This window comes from Pantoea rwandensis, assembly GCF_000759475.1.
Lineage (GTDB): Bacteria > Pseudomonadota > Gammaproteobacteria > Enterobacterales > Enterobacteriaceae > Pantoea > Pantoea rwandensis_B.
Map to the genome: position 1 here is coordinate 3,891,919 of NZ_CP009454.1, position 21,106 is coordinate 3,913,024.

At 53.4% G+C, this 21,106-nt stretch carries 17 protein-coding genes; 5 read left to right on the forward strand and 12 right to left on the reverse strand.

Annotated features, from left to right (window positions below):
• Nucleotides 1-93: 93 nt before the first annotated feature.
• The 9 genes from bamA to rpsB form a co-directional block, all read right to left on the reverse strand.
• Nucleotides 94-2,505, reverse strand: a complete 2,412-nt coding sequence (gene bamA, locus LH22_RS17925; protein WP_038648919.1) for an outer membrane protein assembly factor BamA — start codon at nt 2,503-2,505, stop codon at nt 94-96.
• A 51-nt stretch (nt 2,506-2,556) separates the two neighbouring features.
• Nucleotides 2,557-3,906 (reverse strand): sigma E protease regulator RseP, encoded by a 1,350-nt coding sequence (gene rseP / locus LH22_RS17930; RefSeq protein ID WP_038648921.1) that lies wholly within the window; start codon nt 3,904-3,906, stop codon nt 2,557-2,559.
• A 12-nt stretch (nt 3,907-3,918) separates the two neighbouring features.
• Nucleotides 3,919-4,776: a phosphatidate cytidylyltransferase gene (gene cdsA, locus LH22_RS17935; protein ID WP_038648924.1), complete on the reverse strand. Its 858-nt coding sequence runs from the start codon at nt 4,774-4,776 to the stop codon at nt 3,919-3,921.
• An 18-nt stretch (nt 4,777-4,794) separates the two neighbouring features.
• Entirely contained in the window at nt 4,795-5,547 is a 753-nt protein-coding gene (gene ispU, locus LH22_RS17940; RefSeq protein WP_034829480.1) for a (2E,6E)-farnesyl-diphosphate-specific ditrans,polycis-undecaprenyl-diphosphate synthase, read from the reverse strand.
• Nucleotides 5,548-5,713: 166 nt separating this feature from the next.
• Nucleotides 5,714-6,916 (reverse strand): 1-deoxy-D-xylulose-5-phosphate reductoisomerase, encoded by a 1,203-nt coding sequence (ispC, locus tag LH22_RS17945; protein ID WP_205625005.1) that lies wholly within the window; start codon nt 6,914-6,916, stop codon nt 5,714-5,716.
• Between the two features lie 237 nt (nt 6,917-7,153).
• Nucleotides 7,154-7,711, reverse strand: coding sequence for a ribosome recycling factor (gene frr, locus LH22_RS17950; RefSeq protein WP_038648929.1), 558 nt, complete (start codon nt 7,709-7,711; stop codon nt 7,154-7,156).
• A 142-nt stretch (nt 7,712-7,853) separates the two neighbouring features.
• Entirely contained in the window at nt 7,854-8,579 is a 726-nt protein-coding gene (gene pyrH / locus LH22_RS17955) for a UMP kinase (protein ID WP_034829488.1), read from the reverse strand.
• Between the two features lie 154 nt (nt 8,580-8,733).
• On the reverse strand, nt 8,734-9,585 hold the full coding sequence (tsf, locus tag LH22_RS17960; protein WP_038648932.1) for a translation elongation factor Ts: 852 nt from the start codon (nt 9,583-9,585) through the stop codon (nt 8,734-8,736).
• A 181-nt stretch (nt 9,586-9,766) separates the two neighbouring features.
• Nucleotides 9,767-10,486, reverse strand: coding sequence for a 30S ribosomal protein S2 (gene rpsB, locus LH22_RS17965; RefSeq protein WP_038648935.1), 720 nt, complete (start codon nt 10,484-10,486; stop codon nt 9,767-9,769).
• Between the two features lie 320 nt (nt 10,487-10,806).
• Here rpsB and map point away from each other — a divergent pair, with 320 nt between their 5' ends.
• The 5 genes from map (at nt 10,807) to LH22_RS17990 (ending at nt 16,885) form a co-directional block, all read left to right on the forward strand.
• Nucleotides 10,807-11,601: a type I methionyl aminopeptidase gene (gene map / locus LH22_RS17970; RefSeq protein WP_038648936.1), complete on the forward strand. Its 795-nt coding sequence runs from the start codon at nt 10,807-10,809 to the stop codon at nt 11,599-11,601.
• 69 nt (nt 11,602-11,670) lie between these two features.
• Nucleotides 11,671-14,325 carry a bifunctional uridylyltransferase/uridylyl-removing protein GlnD gene (gene glnD / locus LH22_RS17975; RefSeq protein ID WP_038648939.1) on the forward strand — a complete coding sequence of 885 codons (2,655 nt, stop codon included), beginning with the start codon at nt 11,671-11,673 and terminating at the stop codon, nt 14,323-14,325.
• 202 nt (nt 14,326-14,527) lie between these two features.
• A complete protein-coding gene (dapD, locus tag LH22_RS17980; protein ID WP_038648942.1) occupies nt 14,528-15,352 on the forward strand; it encodes a 2,3,4,5-tetrahydropyridine-2,6-dicarboxylate N-succinyltransferase in 825 nt (274 codons plus the stop codon).
• 293 nt (nt 15,353-15,645) lie between these two features.
• Entirely contained in the window at nt 15,646-16,038 is a 393-nt protein-coding gene (locus LH22_RS17985; RefSeq protein WP_034829501.1) for a DUF3461 family protein, read from the forward strand.
• Between the two features lie 142 nt (nt 16,039-16,180).
• Entirely contained in the window at nt 16,181-16,885 is a 705-nt protein-coding gene (locus LH22_RS17990) for a FadR/GntR family transcriptional regulator (RefSeq protein WP_038648944.1), read from the forward strand.
• An 8-nt stretch (nt 16,886-16,893) separates the two neighbouring features.
• On the opposite strand, the gene LH22_RS17995 is transcribed toward LH22_RS17990, so the two are convergent.
• From LH22_RS17995 to degP, 3 genes are all read right to left on the reverse strand, one after another.
• Nucleotides 16,894-18,162, reverse strand: a complete 1,269-nt coding sequence (locus LH22_RS17995) for an alginate lyase family protein (protein WP_038648946.1) — start codon at nt 18,160-18,162, stop codon at nt 16,894-16,896.
• Nucleotides 18,163-18,187: 25 nt separating this feature from the next.
• Nucleotides 18,188-19,345: a CdaR family transcriptional regulator gene (locus LH22_RS18000; RefSeq protein WP_038648948.1), complete on the reverse strand. Its 1,158-nt coding sequence runs from the start codon at nt 19,343-19,345 to the stop codon at nt 18,188-18,190.
• A gap of 241 nt (nt 19,346-19,586) precedes the next feature.
• On the reverse strand, nt 19,587-21,032 hold the full coding sequence (gene degP / locus LH22_RS18005; protein WP_038648951.1) for a serine endoprotease DegP: 1,446 nt from the start codon (nt 21,030-21,032) through the stop codon (nt 19,587-19,589).
• Between the last annotated feature and the right edge of the window lie 74 nt (nt 21,033-21,106).

The following is a 21,106-nucleotide window of genomic DNA, read 5'->3' on the forward strand; positions in this document are numbered from 1 at the left end:
TAAACTCCTTACCTCAACGTGTGTGTTTGCAGCGTGTCACGCCAGAGCGCGACACGGATGCAAGACGGTATTTTCACTTCCTTGTTCAGAGCCTTACCAGGTTTTACCAATGTTAAACTGGAACTGCTCTGACTTGTCTCCTTCGACTTTCTTCATCGGCTGAGCATATGAGAATACCAGCGGACCTAATGGCGACATCCATTGCAGTGCAACACCGGCAGAGACACGAATGTTATTCGGATCGCTGTAGTCCGGAATGCCCGCCGCACGTGTTTCTGCGGTGTTCTGCCATTTGGTATCCCAGACAGTACCGGCGTCCATGAACACCGATGTACGGACTGAGTTAGCGTATTTCTCGCTCAGGAACGGCGTTGGCGTGATCAGCTCAAGGCTGGCAATTGCCATCGCGTTACCACCCACCGCATCATCTGACTTACAGACGCCATTGGCATCCGTCAGGTTACAGGTGGAGGAGTGATCGTTCAGATACGCCGCTTTCGGACCAATGGTATTGGACTGGAAGCCACGAACTGTACTTGAACCACCGCCGTAGAAGTTCTCATAGAACGGCATCTCTTTTCCACCGAGCCCGTCACCATATCCGACACGGCCACGTCCCAGCACCACCCAGGTGCCATCACGGTTCAGTGGCACGTACTGCTGAGAATCCAACGTCGCTTTGTAGAAGGCGTTATCGGAACCTGGAATGGTCACTTTGCCGTTCAGGTTGGTACGGTTACCCCTGGTCGGGAAGAAACCGCGGTCCAGCGTGTTGTATGTCCAACCGTAGTTGAAGGTGAAGTCATCTGCAGAGAAATCACCTTTATCATTCAACTCCTGATGACGGCCAACCGAGTCAAGATAACGCCACATCGCAATCTGTGGTTGCATGTTGGACAGGTCGTTATGTACGTAACCCAGGCCGACACGCAGCGTGTTATTCTCGTTAATTGGGAAGCCTAACGTGCCATCAACACCATAACTTTTGTTGGTGTAATCGGACAGGTCAGCATCATTCGCTTTAAAGTCGTTGTAGAACAAACGACCACCCAGGCTGACACCGTCGACCGTGAAGTACGGATCGGTCAGTGAGAATTCAGCATAGGTCTGATAATCGTTTTTAGTCCCGCTGATGCCAACGGTATTACCGGTACCGAGCCAGTTATCCTGGGTTACACCCACCTGGAAGCTGACGCCACTTTCGGTGCCGTAACCCACACCAAAGTTGAAGGTACCGGTGTTACGCTCTTTCACTTTGTAAACCACATCGACCTGGTCCGGAGAACCTGGCACGCGCTGCGTGTCTACATCAACCGTTTCAAAGTAACCGGTGCGGTTCAGGCGTTCTTTACCCTGATCAACCAGGTCGCTGCCCAACCATGCGCCTTCCATCTGACGCATCTCACGGCGCAGTACGGAATCTTTCGACGTATCGTTACCTTCGAAGCGCACTTTACGCACGTAATAACGGTTACCGGCATCCACATTGATATGCAGTTTAACGGTTTTGTCTGCATCGTTAATTTCCGGCTGTGTCACCACACGCGGATAGGCATAGCCATAACGACCCAGCAGTTTTTTGATGTCGTCTTCCATCTGGGTGACTTTGGTGCCGTTGTACAGCTCACCCGATGGAATACGCGTCATCTTTTCGATTTCCGCAGAGTGGCCCGCCATGCTGCCGTTCACGATAACGCCGGCAATCTTATACTGATCGCCTTCGTTGATGTTCACGGTGATGTAGATGCCTTTTTTATCTGGCGTCAGGCTCACCTGAGTGGAATCGATGTTGAAGCGCGCATAACCGCGATCCAGATAGAAGCTACGCAGAGTCTCAAGATCCCCGGCCAGCTTTTGTTTCTGGTATTTACGATCGCCAACCACGTTCCACCACGGCACTTCATCACGCAGTGAGAAGCGCGAGATCAATTCGTCAGAGCTAAAGGCTTTGTTACCAACGATGTTGATCTGCTGAATCTGAGCAGACACGCCTTCCTGGAAGACGAATTTCAGGTCCACACGGTTACGGGGCAACGGTGTCGCAATCGCTTTCACGCTGGCGGTGTATTTACCGACGCTGTAGTAGAAGTCTTCCAGGCCCTTCTCAATCGAAGAAAGCGTGGTGCGGTCGAGTGCTTCACCGACGCGCACACCAGAAGCTTCAAGGTTCTGCTTCAGCTGATCTTCTTTCACCGCTTTGTTGCCGGAGAAAGTGATGCTGGCAATGGTCGGACGCTCTTTCACCTGAACAATCAGGGTTGTTCCATCACGCAGAACCTGAACATCTTCAAAGTTGCCGGTGGCGAACAGAGAGCGAATGGTGTTTCTGACGTCATCGTCAGAAATGGTATCACCGACACGTACGGGCATGCTGAGCAGAGCCGCGCCGACGGCGACTCGCTGGAGACCTTCGAAATGAATGTCCTTCACTACGAAATCGTCTGCACCGTAAACGGTGGCGCTGCTAAACAGCAGCGACGCTATGAGCAACTTTTTCATCGCCATCGTTGTTATGCGTTTTCCTAACACATCCCGCGCCTGTCCGCAGTCCAGCTATTACAGACGTGAGAAATCATTGAAAAGTGCAAGCCCCATTAATAACACCAGCAGAATTGAGCCAATGCGATAACTGAAGTCCTGAACTCGCTCGGACACCGGTCCACCTTTGATCTTTTCGATCGCCAGAAAGAGCAGATGTCCACCATCTAATACCGGCAGAGGGAACAGGTTGATGATCCCCAGATTGACGCTGATCAGCGCCAGGAACATCAGATAGTAAATCACCCCGTATTCCGCTGATAACCCTGCACCTTGCGCAATCGAAATTGGCCCGCTCAGATTATTCAGCTTCACATCCCCGGTAATCAACTTGCCCAGCATTGAGACCGTTAACTTCATCAGTTGCCAGGTTTTGACACTGGCTTCACCGATAGCGGCAAAGGGCCCATACTGCCTAACCGTTTTATACTCGTCCGGCAGCGGAATGACGCGTGGAATCACTCCCGCAAAGCCTTCCGCTTCATTGCCCGGTTTCGCTTCTGGCGTTAACGTCAACGCCACGAGTTCGCCGTTACGTTCCACATCCAGCGCCATGTTTTTGCGCGGATTATCGCGTACCTGCGCCGCAAAAGCCTGCCATTGTGTTAACGGCTGACCATCGACTTTAACGATCCTGTCGCCTGCTTGCAAACCGGCAGCGCTGGCCGGCGAATTTGCCTGCACTTCAGCTAAGGTCGTTTCGATTTGTGGCCCACGAGGACGAATCCCTAATGCCACAACCGGGTCCTGTTTATCCGGTTCGAACTGCCATTCGCGCAAATCGACCTGCTTCTGCTGCGTGGCATCTTCACCGAATTGCGAGACGGTAAGCGTGGTACTGCTGTCGCCGATTTTTCCGATCAGCGCCATGCGCACTGCATCCCAATCAGGCGTTTCGATACCATCTACCGCTTTAAGTTCCATGCCGGAGGTAATTTGCGCTTCAGCCGCGACGGAACCGTTCAGAATTTCGCCAACAACCGGACGCACACCGGGTACGCCGTGGATAAAGACGACCCAATAAGCGAAGACGGCAAAGATGAAGTTAGCAATGGGACCGGCCGCAATGATCGAAGCACGCTGCAGCACAGTTTTATTGTTGAAGGCCTGATGGCGAAGTTCAGCGGGAACGCTCTCTACGCGCTCGTCGAGCATTTTGACGTAGCCGCCAAGCGGGATCAGGGCAATGACGTATTCAGTGCCCTGACGGTCGCTACGACGCCACAACGCTTTGCCAAAGCCAATCGAGAAACGTTCGACTTTGACACCGCAGCGGCGGGCGACCCAAAAGTGGCCGAATTCGTGCACGGTGATGAGTACGCCAAGTGCCACGATAAAGGCGACAAAACTCCAGAGTATGCTCAACATTGTCGCTAATCCTCAGAGGGTGCGGAACACCAGCAGCAGCAGGCAGGCAAAAACCGGCACCGCAGCGGTCAGGCTGTCGATACGATCGAGGATACCACCGTGACCCGGAATCAAGTTACCGCTGTCTTTGATGCCCGCTTCACGTTTGAACATGCTCTCGGTCAAATCACCCAGTACCGAAGCCAGCGTAGCAATAACGGCACAGATAATCAGCGTACCCGGCGCCACGGAAAGCGGAGCCAGCAGCGCAAACAGCCAGGCGATAATCGCGGATGACAGCAGGCCGCCAAAGAAGCCTTCCCAGGTTTTACCCGGTGACACTTTTGGCGCCAGCTTATGTTTACCAAACAAACGGCCAAACATGTAAGCGCCAGAATCTGCGCCCCAGACCAGCAGCATCACAAACAGCAGCCACCATGCTCCCGCAAAGTGATCGGTATCGTAATGATACTGGCGCAGCGCCATCATTCCCCAGAAGAAGGGAATCACGGTCAGGATGCCGAATAGCACGCGGAGTGGGCGCGAAGTGCGCCACAACGCCGCAGAGGCAGGATAAAACAGCACGAGAAACAGGGCGACAATCCACCATCCCAGCGCGGCCCAAAGTGAGCCTTCCATCTGGAACTGGTGCAAATTGCGTTGATAGGGTTGCAGAGTGAACAGCATCACTGAGAGCAATAGGCCGCATAGCACGGCGAGCCAGATACGCTGCTGACGTGTCTTCATACCCGCCAGCTGCCCCCATTCCCAGGCGGCAAGCATACAGATGATGATGGTGGTAATCGCAAATCCGGACAGCGGCAACCAAAACAGAGCAGCGATCACCAGCGGAATCAAAATAAGCGCGGTGATCAGACGAGACTTCAGCAAAGGTTACCCCCAGATTGCTCAGGCGCCGCCTGGTGCCGCGCCGCCAAAGCGTCGCTCCCGCGAAGAGAATGCATTCAGTGCACCTTCAAAAACGTGTTCATCAAAATCAGGCCAAAGAACATCGGTAAACCAAAACTCAGCATAGGCGATCTGCCACAGCAGGAAGTTGCTAATCCGATGCTCTCCCCCGGTCCTTATCACTAAATCCACCGGCGCCAGCTCCTGCATACACAGATAGGGAGCCAGACTTTCTTCGGTTATCTGGTCAGGACGTAATAAACCTTCCTGAACCTGTTCAGCCAGTTTTCTGGCACCCTGGATAATATCCCAACGGCCGCCATAGTTGGCAGCAATGTTGAGGGTGAGTCCATTATTTTGCTGAGTCAGTTCCTCGGCGCGACGAATGCGTTCCTGAATACGATTATTGAAACGACTGATATCGCCAATCACGCGCAGACGCACGTTGTGTTTGTGCAGGCTTTTGACTTCGCTGTCGAGCGCCCAGACAAACAATTCCATTAAGGCCGTCACTTCCTGTACCGGTCGGCTCCAGTTTTCACTGCTGAACGCATAGAGCGTGAGCGCTTCCAGTTTATGGCTGACCGCAAAGCTGACGGCCCGGCGTACTGATTTTACCCCGGCTTTGTGGCCTGAAATACGCAGTTTGCCCTGATTTTTTGCCCAGCGACCATTACCATCCATAATGATGGCCACGTGACGTGGCGTGCAGTACGACTCGTCATCGATTGTGTTGTGATTGTTGGACGACATAACGCGTAATAATTCCTTTCATCAGAAATGCTGTGGTTTCTGAATACATTGCGCCTGCGGCAAACCCCGGCATCGCTACCAGATGACATCGAAACAATGTCGGGCCGAAAAACGCGAGCGAGCGACTATACCATTTTCACCCTGAGCGAACAAATAGCGGGAAGTATCAACCTGCTAAACGAAAGCGTGGTAGCAATTCTGTGGCACAGATACGCGCTAACCGATCGATCTCCATCACATCCTCAATGCTGCCCGGTTCCTGGCACATCAGGGACGCCAGCACTTCGCTGTTGATGGCGGCGATGTCGGTAAAGCGAATCTGATGCTGCAGAAATGCCGCGACGGCCACTTCGTTTGCCGCATTCAGCGTGGTGGTGGCGGCCTGCCCTGTTGAGCAAGCATCGATTGCCAACTTCAGGCAGGGATAGCGCTCATAGTCCGGCTCTGCAAACGTCAGTGACTTCATTCGCGTGAAATCGAGTGGCGTTACGCCGGCCGAAATACGTGCTGGCCATGCCATGCTGTGCGCGATGGGGGTTCGCATATCAGGCGACCCCAGCTGCGCCAGCACACTGCCATCGCAGTAACGCACCATGGAGTGAATCACCGACTGCGGATGCAGGATGACTTCCATCTGTGCGTCAGTGGCATTAAATAGCCAGCGGGCTTCAATGTATTCAAGACCTTTATTCATCATGGTGGCCGAATCAACGGAGATTTTACGTCCCATTGACCAGTTCGGATGTGCACACGCTTGATCTGGCGACATAGCGGCCAAATCCGCTAATGGCGTGTCACGAAAAGGGCCACCCGATCCCGTAAGGAGAATAGAATCAATGCCATTCCCTCGCAGATCAGCGTACCCCAACTGATGCTGTATGGAAGCGGGTAAACTCTGAAAAATGGCGTTGTGCTCGCTGTCGACTGGCAACAGCTGCGCCTTGTGATGACGCACGGCCTCCATAAACAGGCGGCCGCACGTGACAAGTGACTCTTTATTCGCGAGTAAAACGGTTTTGCCAGCACGAATCGCGGCAAGCGTGGGTTGCAGCCCGGAGGCGCCAACAATAGCCGCCATCACCTGATCCACTTCATCGAGTGCAGCCAGCTCGCAAGCCGCCTGAACGCCGGAGAGCACTTCGGTAGGAAGATTCAATGCTCTCAGTCGCTCACGCAGCGCTTGTGCGGAGGCTTCATCAGACATCGCCGCATAGCGTGGGGTAAATTGCTGACACTGTTCAGCCATCAGCGCTACGTTTTGACCCGCCACCAGCGCGGTGACCTGGTACAGATCTGGATTGGCTGCGATGACTGCCAGCGTGCTGGTACCAATCGAGCCGGTGGAACCCAGCAGAGTTAATCGCTTCATCATGCTATCCCTGTGACGTCGTGGATCGTGCCTGCAACAGCGCCAGGCACAATGTAAAACGCCGCCAGAGTCGCACAACGTCTCTGAACGGCGTTTTATACCCGTCATACTTCAAGCTGCAGGTGCGTTGGCTAAGCTCATTCACCTAGTCACTTACCGGAGTAAGCTCCTGAGGATTCATTCCCTTGCCGCCTTCCTGCACCCTGAATTATTTTGGGTATAGGTAATCTGATGGAATTAGAAATCCATCAGTTCCTTTTCTTTTTCGGCCAATGCGACATCAACATTTTTGATGTAGCCATCGGTCATTTTCTGGATCTCATCCTGCGAGCGACGTTCGTCGTCTTCGCTGATCTCTTTGTCTTTCAGCAGTGCTTTGATCTTGTCGTTAGCATCACGGCGCACGTTACGAACAGAAACACGCCCCTGCTCCGCTTCACCACGCACGACCTTGATCAGATCTTTACGGCGCTCTTCGGTCAGCGCTGGCAGTGGCACACGAATATCGGTACCTGCTGAGCTTGGGTTCAGACCCAGGTCAGATGCCATAATCGCTTTTTCAACGGCCGGGCTCAGTGAGCGGTCAAACACGTTGATTTTCAGCGTACGAGAATCTTCTACCGTGACGCTAGCCAGCTGACGCAATGGCGTAGGTGTACCGTAGTAAGGCACCATAATGCCGTCGAGCAGTGAAGGCGAAGCACGACCGGTGCGCACTTTGCTGATTTGGTTTTTGAATGCATCCACGCATTTTTCCATGCGCGTGTCGGCATCTTTTTTAATGTCGTTAATCACGTTAAAACCCTTGGATTCGGTTTGACCTGGCCATTTCCGGGCAACCCGGAAGTGGTATCGATAAACATCGATCATCCTGAAAGCTGCGCGATGCCACGCATCGCGCCAACAGAATATACCTTATTTTATCTTGCGTCGGGTATTAATGCGTAATCAGAGTGCCTTCTTTTTCACCCATCACTACGCGACGCAGTGCGCCAGGTTTGTTCATGTTGAAGACGCGGATCGGCAATTGATGATCGCGAGCTAATGTAAAGGCCGCCAGATCCATCACTTTCAGCTCTTTATCCAGGACTTCGCCATAGGTCAGCTGCTCATACAGCGTCGCGTCCGGGTTTTTCACCGGATCATCTGAATAAACACCGTCAACTTTGGTGGCTTTCAATACCACATCGGCTTCGATTTCGATGCCACGCAGACAAGCGGCGGAATCAGTGGTAAAGAACGGGTTGCCAGTACCGGCGGCGAAAATCACCACGCGGTTATTGCGCAGCAGGCTGATTGCTTCTGCCCAGCTGTAGTTATCACACACGCCATTCAGCGGAATCGCGGACATCAGACGCGCGTTAACATACGCACGGTGCAATGCGTCTCGCATTGCCAGACCGTTCATCACGGTTGCCAGCATACCCATATGATCGCCGACCACACGGTTCATGCCTGCCTGTGCCAGGCCAGCGCCACGGAACAGGTTACCGCCACCAATAACCACACCCACCTGGATGCCCAGCTCAACCAGCTCTTTCACCTCTTGCGCCATACGGTCAAGCACGCTCGCGTCAATACCAAAACCTTCGGCACCTTGCAGTGCTTCGCCACTCAGTTTTAGCAGGATACGTTGATATACAGGTTTTGCGTTGGTCGCCATGGTCAATTCTTCCTGGAAGATATGATGAATGAGAAGTTAAATCTGATCGATCATCCGCTTAGCGAACGAAAAAAGCTATTGGGATGAGACTGAAAAGTGGTCCACGCAAAACGCAGACAAAAAAGAACCGCCTTCCGGCGGTTCTTTCGGAGCATTAAGACTGTTTGGACATTGCAGCAACTTCTGCTGCGAAGTCAGCTTCAACTTTCTCGATGCCTTCGCCCACTTCGAAGCGGATGAAGTTAATCACGTCTGCGCCTTTCTCTTTCAGAGCCTGGCCAACAGTTTTGCTTGGATCGATAACGAAAGCCTGACCGGTCAGAGAAACTTCGCCGGTGAATTTCTTCATGCGGCCTTCAACCATTTTCTCTGCGATTTCTTTAGGCTTGCCAGACTGCATGGCGATGTCCAGCTGAACCTGGTACTCTTTCTCGACCACATCAGCAGACACGTCTTCTGGCTTAACAAATTCTGGCTTGCTTGCAGCTACGTGCATAGCAACTTGCTTGCTCAGCTCTTCATCAGCACCGGTGGTTGAAACCAGAACGCCGATACGTGCGCCGTGCTGGTAGCTGTTCAGCTGTGCACCTTCCAGGATAGCAACACGACGGATGTTGATGTTCTCACCGATTTTAGCAACCAGCGCTACGCGTTCTTCTTCGAACTGCGCTTTCAGAGCTTCAACATCAGTCACTTTACCTGCAGTGGCTGCATCCAGCACTTTGTCAGCGAAAGCCTGGAAACCAGCATCTTTAGCTACGAAGTCGGTCTGGCAGTTAACTTCCAGAATCACTGCGTAACCGTCAGCAATTTTGGTTTTGATCACGCCGTCAGCAGCAACGTTGCCTGCTTTCTTAGCGGCTTTGATCGCGCCAGATTTACGCATGTTCTCAATCGCCAGCTCGATGTCGCCGTTCGCTTCGGTCAGCGCTTTTTTGCAATCCATCATGCCTGCGCCAGTACGCTCACGCAGTTCTTTTACCAATGCAGCGGTAATTTCAGCCATTCCAGAATCCTCGATTCGTCTCTGTGTGCGTTAACACTGTCAGAAACTTGTTGCGGAAAATTTACTCTGCCCCGCTTACCCGAAAGAAGCGTGACAAACTTAGATAAATAAAAGGGGCCTGTGCGGCCCCCTTAACAGATAACATCTGATGTCTAAGGGCTCTTAGAAAGAGCGAACCTTATTAAGCTTCAGCAGCTTCTTCAGCCTGCTCAGCCAGATCCTGTGAACGGCCTTCGCGCACGGTAGTCGCAACAGCAGTCAGGTACAGGCTTACAGCACGGATCGCATCGTCGTTACCAGGGATAACGAAATCAACGCCATCTGGATCAGAGTTGGTATCAACGATAGCAAATACTGGGATACCCAGGTTGTTTGCTTCTTTGATTGCGATGTGTTCGTGGTCAGCGTCAACAACGAACAGTGCATCCGGCAGACCGCCCATATCTTTGATACCGCCCAGGCTGTTTTCCAGCTTGGCCAGTTCACGAGCACGCATCAGTGCTTCTTTTTTGGTCAGTTTGTCGAAAGTACCGTCCTGAGACTGAGTTTCCAGATCTTTCAGACGCTTGATTGACTGGCGAACAGTTTTCCAGTTGGTCAGCATACCACCCAACCAGCGGTGGTTAACGAAGAACTGGTCGCAGCTCAGAGCTGACTCTTTTACAGATTCGGCAGCAGCGCGCTTAGTACCAACGAAAAGGATTTTGCCTTTACGTGAAGAGATCTTCTGCAACTCAGCCAGAGCTTCGTTGAACATTGGTACAGTTTTCTCAAGGTTGATGATGTGAACCTTGTTACGAGCACCGAAGATGAATGGCTTCATTTTCGGGTTCCAGTAACGGGTCTGGTGACCAAAGTGAACACCAGCCTTGAGCATGTCGCGCATTGAAACAGTTGCCATGATTACCTCTAAAGTATGATTGGGGTTGGGCCTCCATGTATCCCATACAACCGACCTCTTTCAAGGCACCCCGGCGTATGTGTCGATACATGTGTGTTTTAGTACACATAATGAGTTTTATGCGTTTCCTGCCAGCCAACGAAACGAAGGTGACAGAGAATCGTCGGCGCGCTTTATACCATAATGCGCAGGAATACGCCAACAGTTGTTAGCAGCTTGAGCGAGGAGTCATCCCGATTTGGCAGCCTAATGACTGACTGCTAACATGACTGCCACAGAACTCATTATTGTCGAAAATGTCGGCAATTGCGGATTATTTAATGGCCATTTCAATCAAAACCCCTGAAGAAATCGAAAAAATGCGCGTGGCGGGCCGTCTGGCTGCTGAAGTGCTGGAAATGATCGCCCCGCACGTGGTGCCGGGTGTGACCACAGGTGAACTCGATCGTCTCTGCCACGATCACATCACGAATAAGCAGCAGGCTATCTCAGCCTGCCTTGGCTATCACGGCTTCCCGAAATCAGTGTGTATTTCGGTTAACGAAGTGGTGTGCCACGGCATCCCGAGCGATGATCGCGTATTAAAAGATGGCGATGTGGTCAACGTCGACGTCACGGTGATCAAAGACGAGTATCACGGCGATACCTCGAAGATGTTCATCGTCGGCAAACCGACTATTCAAGGCGAGCGCTTGTGCCGTGTCACTCAGGAAAGCCTCTACATTGCGCTGCGTCTGGTTAAACCGGGTATCCGCCTGCGTGAGTTGGGCCGTGCGATTCAGCAATATGTTGAAGCACAGGATTTCTCTGTGGTACGTGAATACTGCGGTCACGGCATCGGCAAAGGTTTCCACGAAGAGCCACAGGTGTTGCACTATGATGCCGATGACGGCGGCGTGGTGTTGCAGGCGGGGATGACTTTCACCGTTGAGCCGATGGTCAATGCCGGTGATTATCGTATCCGCACCATGAAGGATGGCTGGACCGTAAAAACCAAAGATCGCAGCTTGTCCGCGCAGTATGAGCATACTATTGTGGTGACAGAAAACGGCTGTGAGATTCTTACGCTGCGTGAAGATGACACCATTACTGCGGTGCTTGAAAACAACGCGTAACGTTCTTCAGGACAGTACCAGGCCGGCATAATGCCGGCCTTTTTTTTATGGCGCTTACGAGGCATGTCGATGAGTGGTAGCGTGACCGAAGCAGTACACAAAGGCCTGACTGATTCCCCCGCCAGCTGGCCCGATGAAGCCCTGACGCGTGACAAATTAAAACTCTATCTGGAGCAATTCCAGCAGCATCTCGGTATGGCCTTTGATGCCGGTACTGACGTTGAATCACTGATTGATGCCCGCACGCTATTTATCGATCGTCTGTTGCGCCGACTGTGGCGCTTCTACGGCTTCGATAAAATGAAAGAGATTGCGTTGGTTGCGGTGGGCGGTTATGGCCGTGGTGAACTGCATCCGCTCTCCGATATCGATGTCTTGATACTCAGCCGCCAGCCACTGGATGACGCGGCCGCGCAACGCACCAGCGAACTCCTGACGCTGATGTGGGATTTAAAACTCGAAGTTGGCCACAGTGTGCGCACGTTGGAAGAGTGCTTGCTGGAGGGCTTGTCCGATCTTACTGTCGCCACCAACCTGATTGAATCCCGCATGCTGACAGGCGATGTCGCCCTGTTCCTTGAGTTGCAGAAGAACATTTTCAGCGATGGCTTCTGGCCGTCCTCTCGCTTTTTTGCGGCAAAGATTGAAGAGCAACAGGAACGTCATCAGCGCTACCACGGCACCAGCTACAATCTCGAACCCGATATCAAAAGCAGTCCCGGCGGCCTGCGCGACATCCACACCTTACAGTGGGTGGCGCGCCGCCACTTCGGCGCCACCACCATGGATGAGATGGTGGGGTTTGGCTTTATCACGGAGGCCGAGCGCAATGAAATTAATGAATGCCAGGAGTTCCTCTGGCGGATTCGCTTTGCGCTGCACTTAACGTTACCACGCTACGACAACCGCTTATTGTTTGATCGCCAGCTCACTGTGGCACAGCGGCTCAACTATCTCGGCGAAGGCAATGAGCCGGTTGAGCGCATGATGAAAGATTTTTACCGGGTGACGCGCCGCATCGGTGAGCTCAATCAGATGCTGCTACAGCTGTTTGATGAAGCGATCCTCGCACTCTCCACCACCGAGAAACCGCGCAGCATTGATGATGATTTCCAGCTGCGCGGCAATTTAATCGATCTGCGTGACCCCACGCTGTTCGAACGTGAACCGCAGGCCATTCTGCGCATGTTCTATGTGATGGTCCGTAATGAGAACATCACCGGCATTTACTCCACCACGCTACGTCACTTGCGCCATGCGCGTCGTCATCTGAAGCAGCCGCTGTGCCAGATTGCCGAAGCGCGTGACACCTTTATGGCGATTCTGCGCCATCCGGGCGCGGTAAAGCGAGCGCTGGTGCCGATGCATCGCCACAGTGTCCTTTGGGCGTATACGCCGCTGTGGGGCAATATTGTCGGCCAGATGCAGTTTGACCTGTTCCATGCTTACACGGTGGATGAGCACACCATTCGCGTCCTGCAAAAGCTGGAAAGCTTCGCCAACGAAGCCACGCGTCCGATGCACCCATTGTGTGTAGAACTCTGGCCGCGTTTGCCACAGATCGAACTGCTGCTGATGGCTGCCTTGCTGCACGATATCGCCAAAGGGCGCGGCGGTGACCACTCGATTCTGGGGGCGCAGGACGCGCTTGATTTTGCCGAATTGCATGGGCTCAACTCGCGGGAAACGCAGTTGGTGGCCTGGCTGGTGCGCCATCATCTGTTGATGTCGGTCACCGCCCAGCGTCGCGATATTCAGGACCCAACGGTGATTCAGCAGTTCGCTGAAGTCATGCAGAATGAAAACCGCCTGCGTTATCTGGTGTGTCTCACCGTGGCCGACATCTGCGCCACCAACGAAAGCCTGTGGAACAGCTGGAAGCAGAGCCTGCTGCGTGAACTGTTCTTCGCGACCGAAAAACAGCTGCGTCGCGGCATGGAAAACAGCCCGGACTTGCGCGAACGCGTACGTCATCATCGCTTACAGGCCCTCGCGCTGTTGCGGATGGAAAACCTCAACGAAGAGCGCCTGCACCATATCTGGAGCCGCTGCCGTGCTGACTATTTCCTGCGTCACACGCCGAATCAGCTGGCATGGCACGCGCGTCATCTGATCGACCACGATCTCACCAAACCCCTGGTGCTGGTCAGCCCGCAGGCCACACGCGGTGGGACTGAAATCTTTATCTGGAGCCCGGACCGCCCTCACCTGTTTGCCGCAGTAGCCGGTGAACTGGACCGCCGAAACCTGAGCGTGCACGATGCCCAGATCTTTACCAGCCGCGACGGCATGGCGATGGATACCTTCATTGTGCTGGAGCCGGATGGCAGTCCGCTGGCCGCCGATCGTCATCCGATGATTATGCAGGCACTGGAGCAAGCGATTACCCAAACCGAGTGGGTGCCGCCGCGCACTCGTCGCCAGTCTGCACGACTTAAGCACTTCAGTGTCGATACCGAAGTGAATTTCCTGCCGACGCACACTGACCGTCGCAGTTATCTGGAATTGGTGGCGCTGGATCAGCCAGGCTTACTGGCGCGTGTAGGGGAAGTGTTTGCCGACCTCGGCGTTTCTCTGCACGGCGCGCGCATCAGTACGATTGGCGAACGAGTTGAGGATCTTTTCATCCTGGCGGACAGCGAACGGCGCGCACTTGATGTAGAAATGCGCAATGTGCTGCAACAACGGTTGACAGAGGCCCTCAATCCAAACGATAAACTGTGACCTGGCTTCCATCCTTAACGCTGCAGGTGCGTTGGCTTTATTGCCCGGCCCTTCCATGGGCCTCACCCCTGCGGGGCCAGCGCGAGCGCTGTTCAAAACACACCTCGTGTTTTGTCCTGCAACGTGAATGATGTTTGCCAGGCAATTTTACTATGTACGCTTTTTTGCGTGCATTCCGTTATGACAGAATCAGGAAAAAAATATGCAACAGTTACAGAGCGTTATCGAATCTGCCTTTGAGCGCCGCGCCGATATCACGCCAGCCAGCGTGGACAGCGTGACCCGTGAAGCCATTGAACAGGTTATCGGCCTGCTGGATAGCGGCGAACTGCGCGTGTCTGAAAAGATCAACGGAGAGTGGGTAACGCATCAGTGGCTGAAGAAAGCAGTGCTGCTGTCGTTCCGCATCAATGACAACCAGGTGATGGAAGGCGCAGAAACCCGTTTTTACGACAAAGTCCCAATGAAGTTCGCGAACTGGGATGAAGCACGCTTCAAAAATGCGGGCTTCCGCGTTGTCCCACCTGCTGCCGTGCGTCAGGGCGCGTTCATTGCACGTAACACCGTGCTGATGCCTTCTTACGTCAACATCGGCGCTTACGTTGATGAAGGCACCATGGTTGACACCTGGGCCACCGTAGGTTCTTGTGCGCAGATCGGTAAAAATGTTCACCTGTCTGGCGGCGTCGGCATCGGCGGTGTTCTGGAGCCACTGCAGGCTAACCCAACCATCATCGAAGACAACTGCTTCATCGGCGCACGTTCTGAAATCGTTGAAGGCGTGATCGTTGAAGAAGGTTCAGTGATCTCCATGGGCGTTTACATCGGTCAGAGCACCAAAATCTACGATCGTGAAACTGGTGAAGTGCATTACGGCCGCGTGCCAGCGGGTTCAGTGGTGGTATCGGGCAACTTACCGTCTAAAGATGGTAGCTACAGCCTGTACTGCGCCGTGATTGTGAAGAAAGTGGACGCTAAAACGCTGGCGAAAACCGGCATCAACGAACTGCTGCGCACCATCGACTAAGTCAGACTTGAGTCAAAACATCCGCCAACGGGCCTGTATTCAGGCCCGTAATTTTTTCTTTACACTCTTGCCTTAACTACCTGCTTCGCGCCGCGAATTATCTGGTGCGTTTATTTTTCAAACAGTTCATAATCCGCGCCAGTTAACTCCGGTCGCGCACTGTTCATCCCGGTTTTTGTGTCTACAGTTGATTAAGTATGCCGTAAGCGTTCCGGTTGCTGCGTATCTGCCGCATCCCGAATGATGATGATAGTCCTGCGCGCTCACCCACTCTTAGATGGAATATAAACGCTATGTACGACAACCTGAAAAGCTTAGGTATCAGCTCTCCTGAAGACATCGACCGTTACAGCCTGCGTCAGGAAGCCAGCAACGACATTCTGAAAATCTATTTCCGCAAAGACAAAGGTGAATTCTTCGCCAAAAGCGTGAAATTCAAATACCCGCGTCAGCGTAAAACCGTTGTGGCCGATCACACCAGCCAGGGCTATAAAGAAGTACAGGAAATCAGCCCGAACCTGCGTTACGTGATCGATGAACTGGACCAGATCTGCCAGCGCGATCAGGTTGAAGTCGATCTGAAGCGCAAAATCCTCGCCGATCTGCGTCATCTGGAAAACGTGGTATCGAATAAGATCGCTGAAATTGAATCCGATCTGGATCAACTGACCCGCAACGGTCGTTAATTTCCCTCCGCGTTCCCAGGGCCAGCTTATGCTGGCCTTTTTTTTGCCTTGTTTCAGTTTTATCTGGGCCTGTTTCACCTATCTGAATTCATAATCCCTGGCTAGTATCGGGTTATGTCTGACTTCAGGTATAACAAAAACTATGCAATTCGCAGCCATCATCTCAGGACAGCGCGGTCTGGATGTTCATATCGCCGGTGACCTCGCGCAAAAAATTCTCTCAGGAACGCTTAAAGCCGGTGATGTTCTGCCCAGTGAAGTGGAACTGTGCAGCCACTTTGGCGTCAGCCGAACGGCCGTGCGTGAGGCGCTCAAACTGCTCTCTTCGAAGGGATTAATAGAATCGCGCCCCAAGCTCGGCACACACGTTCGCGACCGCACATACTGGAATCTGCTTGATGTGCAACTGCTGGAATGGATGCAGAGCATCGAATCTACGGCAGAGATGTATCAACAGTTTCTGGCCTTCCGTGAGGCTATCGAACCGCAGGCCGCCAGACTGGCTGCACTTCACGCCACGCAGGCTCAACGCACCGAACTTTCTCTGTTATTCCGCGAAATGATCGCTGTATGCGCGGCGAGTACATTCGATCTTGCTCGCTGGCTTGAGGCAGACAGTGCCTTTCATCGCCTGATCTTTCACTCAACGGACAACTGTTTTTACATCCCGTTCGGTAATTTGCTGGAAACCATCTTTAAATGCTTCTTTACCTGGCCTTCCAGCGCACAGGATATTTTTTTGGACGAACACCGTAAGATTTATGAAGCGATCATGATTGGTGATGCCGATGCTGCGCACAGGGCATCGATGAGTCTAATGCTTAACAGCACGCAGCCTCGGATATAACCTTCCCATCACCGATACGTGGGTGGCCGCGATAACAACCACACATCACGCAGCGCTTCTCTTTCCGCTCCGCGCGCTGCAGGGCTGGTATTGGCCGTCGATTGCGTTTCGATCGCGCGATGGATCCAACGCTGATAGCGGTCGCTGTTCAGGCTGTTATCTGTGAGCGTAAGAAGCGGAATCAAGCGCAGACTGACACGATCGCGATTTTTCCATGGCCAGGTTTTGCTGCTATCACTGAAAGGTGCCATGTAATCCAGCGCACTCAACAGCGAACCACCCTGCTGATGATAGTGCCAGAGATCGCCGGTTCCGCTTCGCTGTGACAACTGCGCAAGGCTCGTCAGTGCCTGCAAATTGAAATAGCTATAATGGAACGAGCGCGTGCGCGCCAGTTCCAGTGGCTGCGTTCCGTCCGCACGAATTTGCCCGGCGATTTTATCCTGAGCTAAAACCACCATCTGCTGAATGACCTGAGGTTGATACAAATACCACGCGATGCCCGCCACCTGAGCCGCATACCAACTGCCATGGTTATTGGGCGCATCACGCTCGCCTTGTGCCAACTGACTGTGCAATAGCCAGTCGAGATAATCGCTAAACCATGCCTGCAGTGCAGCCTGATCCTGTTGGCGCCAGCCGGGCGAATCCTGCAGTAGCTGCAGTGCATCCACTATGCGCGTGGCAAAGTAACGCCCATCCAGCACGCCGGTGTGGCGGCCCTCAGCCTTACCTGGCACGCCCTGAGCATAATTAAGATTGGGATTCATGCGGGTGGCGGGATCGATAAACCAGCTGCGAATCATCGATTGGGCTTTGGCTGCATAACGGGTTTCGCCGGAGAAATACCAGGCAAGCGCCAATGCCTGCACGTCTGCGGTGAAACGAGCCAGACGCACACCATCGCTTTGATCGTTTTTACTCGCCGGATTGACCGCACCATCACGACGTTCCCATGGCAAGCCATTGGGCTTGTCGGGATTCGGCCACCAGTAAGCACTCAGGCTGAGATAATCATGGCGGGAACCGCTGGGAGGTAACATCCCTTTCTGCGTCACGCTGGGATTGGGCTGTTTAAGCGCGCGATCGGCAGCCTGCTTGAGTTGCTGCCACGCCTGCTCAGTCTGTGGCGCAGCCTGATGATTTTGCAGCGCAGTTCGCGTCTGTTGCATCTCTTCGCCAGATAAAAAGGCCAGCGAAACGGCTTTGGCATGACAGGTCGCGGTCACCAGCAAGCCGGCCAACAGCCAGACCAGGCGCACATTCAATCGGGACATCTTCCTCTCCTGGCCATGCTAAGGGCTAGCTCTGTTCATCCAGTTGCAGCGCCACATACAGCAGCAATCGATCGTCAAAATTGCCGAGGTTCAATCCGGTCAGCTCGGAAATGCGGTTCAGGCGATACTCGAGCGTATTACGATGGATAAACAGTGCGCGTGCCGTGGCGCTTGGCTGCACGTTATGACTGAACCACGCCACCAGCGTACGCCGCAATAATCCATTATTATCATTGGCTTTGAGTTTCGCCAACGGACGCGCCAGTTCATTCGCTTGCCAGCCACCGCGTAGGCTATCCAGCAGTACGGGTAGCACCAAATCCTGATAGAAGAAGCTGCGCTGTTCCGGCATGCGCTGTTTACCCACCATCATGGTGGTGCGCGCCGTACGGTAGGAACGCGCAATACTGCCGGGACCGGTAAAGAAATTACCCAGCGCGATGCGCATTCGCACCTGCCCACTCTCTTTCATACGCTGTAATAACTGATCCACGCGACGGCGATGATCGTCTTGATCGTAACGGCCGTGGGCGTTGAGCGCCGGTTTCAACACCACCATTTCAGTGAGTGAGACGATAGCAATCAGGTTGTCACGATCCGGCGTTGTCAGTAGTGTTTGTAACTGCTGCAATTCCGACATCGCACTGTCAACGCCAAGCTGACCGCTGTCGACTTCCACCACCGCCACCACGCGCGGTTGATTGAGATCGATGCCCAGGCGCTGCGCCCACTCGCTCAACGCCGGTGAAAGCGTATCGCTACGAATCAGGTTCAGCACCAGCTCTTCGCGCAAACGGCTATCCTGCGCCAGCATGTGCAACAGCCGCGCTTGTTCCAGCATCATTTCGGCGGTCATACACACCAGTTCACCGTAATGACGCAGCGCTGCCGGCTGACCGGTCAGGCCAATTACACCGACAATCTCACCATCAATACGCAACGGCAGGTTGATGCCAGGACGCACGCCGTGCAGATGTTTCGCCACGGCCTCATCAATGTCCACTACCCTTCCCTGCGATAACACTAGCAGCGCACCTTCGTGCAATTCGCCAATACGCTCACGATCGCCGCTGCCAATAATACGGCCGCGTGCATCCATCACGTTGACATTACTGTCAATAATTTGCATGGTGCGGGCAACAATATCCTGAGCCAGTCGCGCATCGAGATGATAGGTGGCCATCAATCACTCCAGAGAAAGGGAAGAATTGACAGAATACGCATCCCACGCACGCCTGGCATTGTGCAACTGCACATAGCCGGATAGAGAATACGGGAATTGCGGTAGGCGTCACATTGCGAAACGGACATCTGCACAATGTGGACCACACTAAAATGGTGTTGATGCTAGCCAATGGCGCAGTTCTGCTGACAAAAACAAAAAAAGGCGAGCCGAAGCTCGCCTGTACTCAATTATCTAAGACTTACTGCATCAGCAGATAAAGGCTGCTGTCACCACGCTGCACGTTCAGGGCCAGCACAGACGGTTTGGTGTCGAGAATTTTGCGCAGTTCACCAAGGTTGGCAATCGCCTGCTGGTTAACGCCCATAATCACGTCACCTTTCTTCAGACCAATACGCGCTGCAGCACTGCCCGCCTTCACATTATCCACGCGCACGCCTTTCTGGCCGTTGCTGTCGATATTGCTCAGGTCGGCACCTTCAATGCCAGTGTAGATAGTGGCGGACTGCACTTTTTCCTGCGAACTCTGCTGCAGTTCAACCGTGATAGTCACCGGTTTACCGTCACGTAAAAGACCCAGCTGCAGTTTGGTGCCCACTGGCAGTGAGCCCACTTCTGCACGCAGCGCGGCAAAACTGGTCAACGGTTTGCCATTCATCGACACCACGACATCGCCGGCTTTAACACCCGCTTTTGCCGCTGCTGAGTTAGGCAGAACCTGGCTAACAAAGGCACCACGCTGGGCATCGACTTTCATCGCTTTCGCCAGCTCCGAGTTTAACTCGGTACCCATAATGCCCAGCTCGCCACGCTTAACCTGGCCATACTCGATCATCTGCGCCGTCAGGTTTTTCACCATCGCACTTGGGATAGCAAAGCCGATACCGATATTGCCGCCGTCTGGTGCCAGAATCGCGGTGTTAATCCCGATCAGCTCACCGTTCAGGTTCACCAGCGCACCACCAGAGTTACCACGGTTGATGGCGGCATCGGTCTGGATGAAGTTCTCGTAGTTCTCGACGTTGAGGCCGCTACGACCCAGTGCAGAAACAATACCGGAGGTCACCGTTTCACCGAGGCCATACGGGTTACCGATCGCGACCGTGTAATCACCGACGCGTAAGTCATCGGAGTCAGCGATCTTAATCGCCGTCAGGTTCTTCGCGTCCTGCAGTTGAATCAGAGCGATATCAGACTGCGGATCTTTACCAATCACTTTGGCGTCATAGCGACGGCCATCGCTCAGCTGCACCTGAATTTTGGTGGCGTTATCCACCACATGGTTGTTGGTGACGACATAGCCTTTATCGGCATTAATCACGACACCCGAACCGAGCGCACGGAATTTTTGCTGTTGGGTGTTGGCGCCGCCGTTGTCACCGCCCTGGCTACCATCACCGCCACCCTGGCACATTGGCGAGCTTTGGAATGGCGAACCGTCCTGGCAGAATGGCGAGTTATCACCAAAAAATTGCTGGAATTGCTGCGGCATGCGTGGGGTTTTCACCGTGGTGCTGCCTTCAACGCTAATACTCACCACGGAAGGCATCACTTTTTCCAGCATCGGCGCCAGGCTTGGCAACTGTTGGTTCGAGGAGGAAGCACTTTCCGCCGCGAAACTGACAGGGCTCAATGCCATGCCCAGACTAAGCGCCAGCGCACTTAACATTAATGTGCTTTTTTTCATTTGTCTGTGTCTCTCTAAGATTTACGGCCAGACCATTGCTGTGGTCGTGATGGTGAGATTAAGTTTTTAGCGCG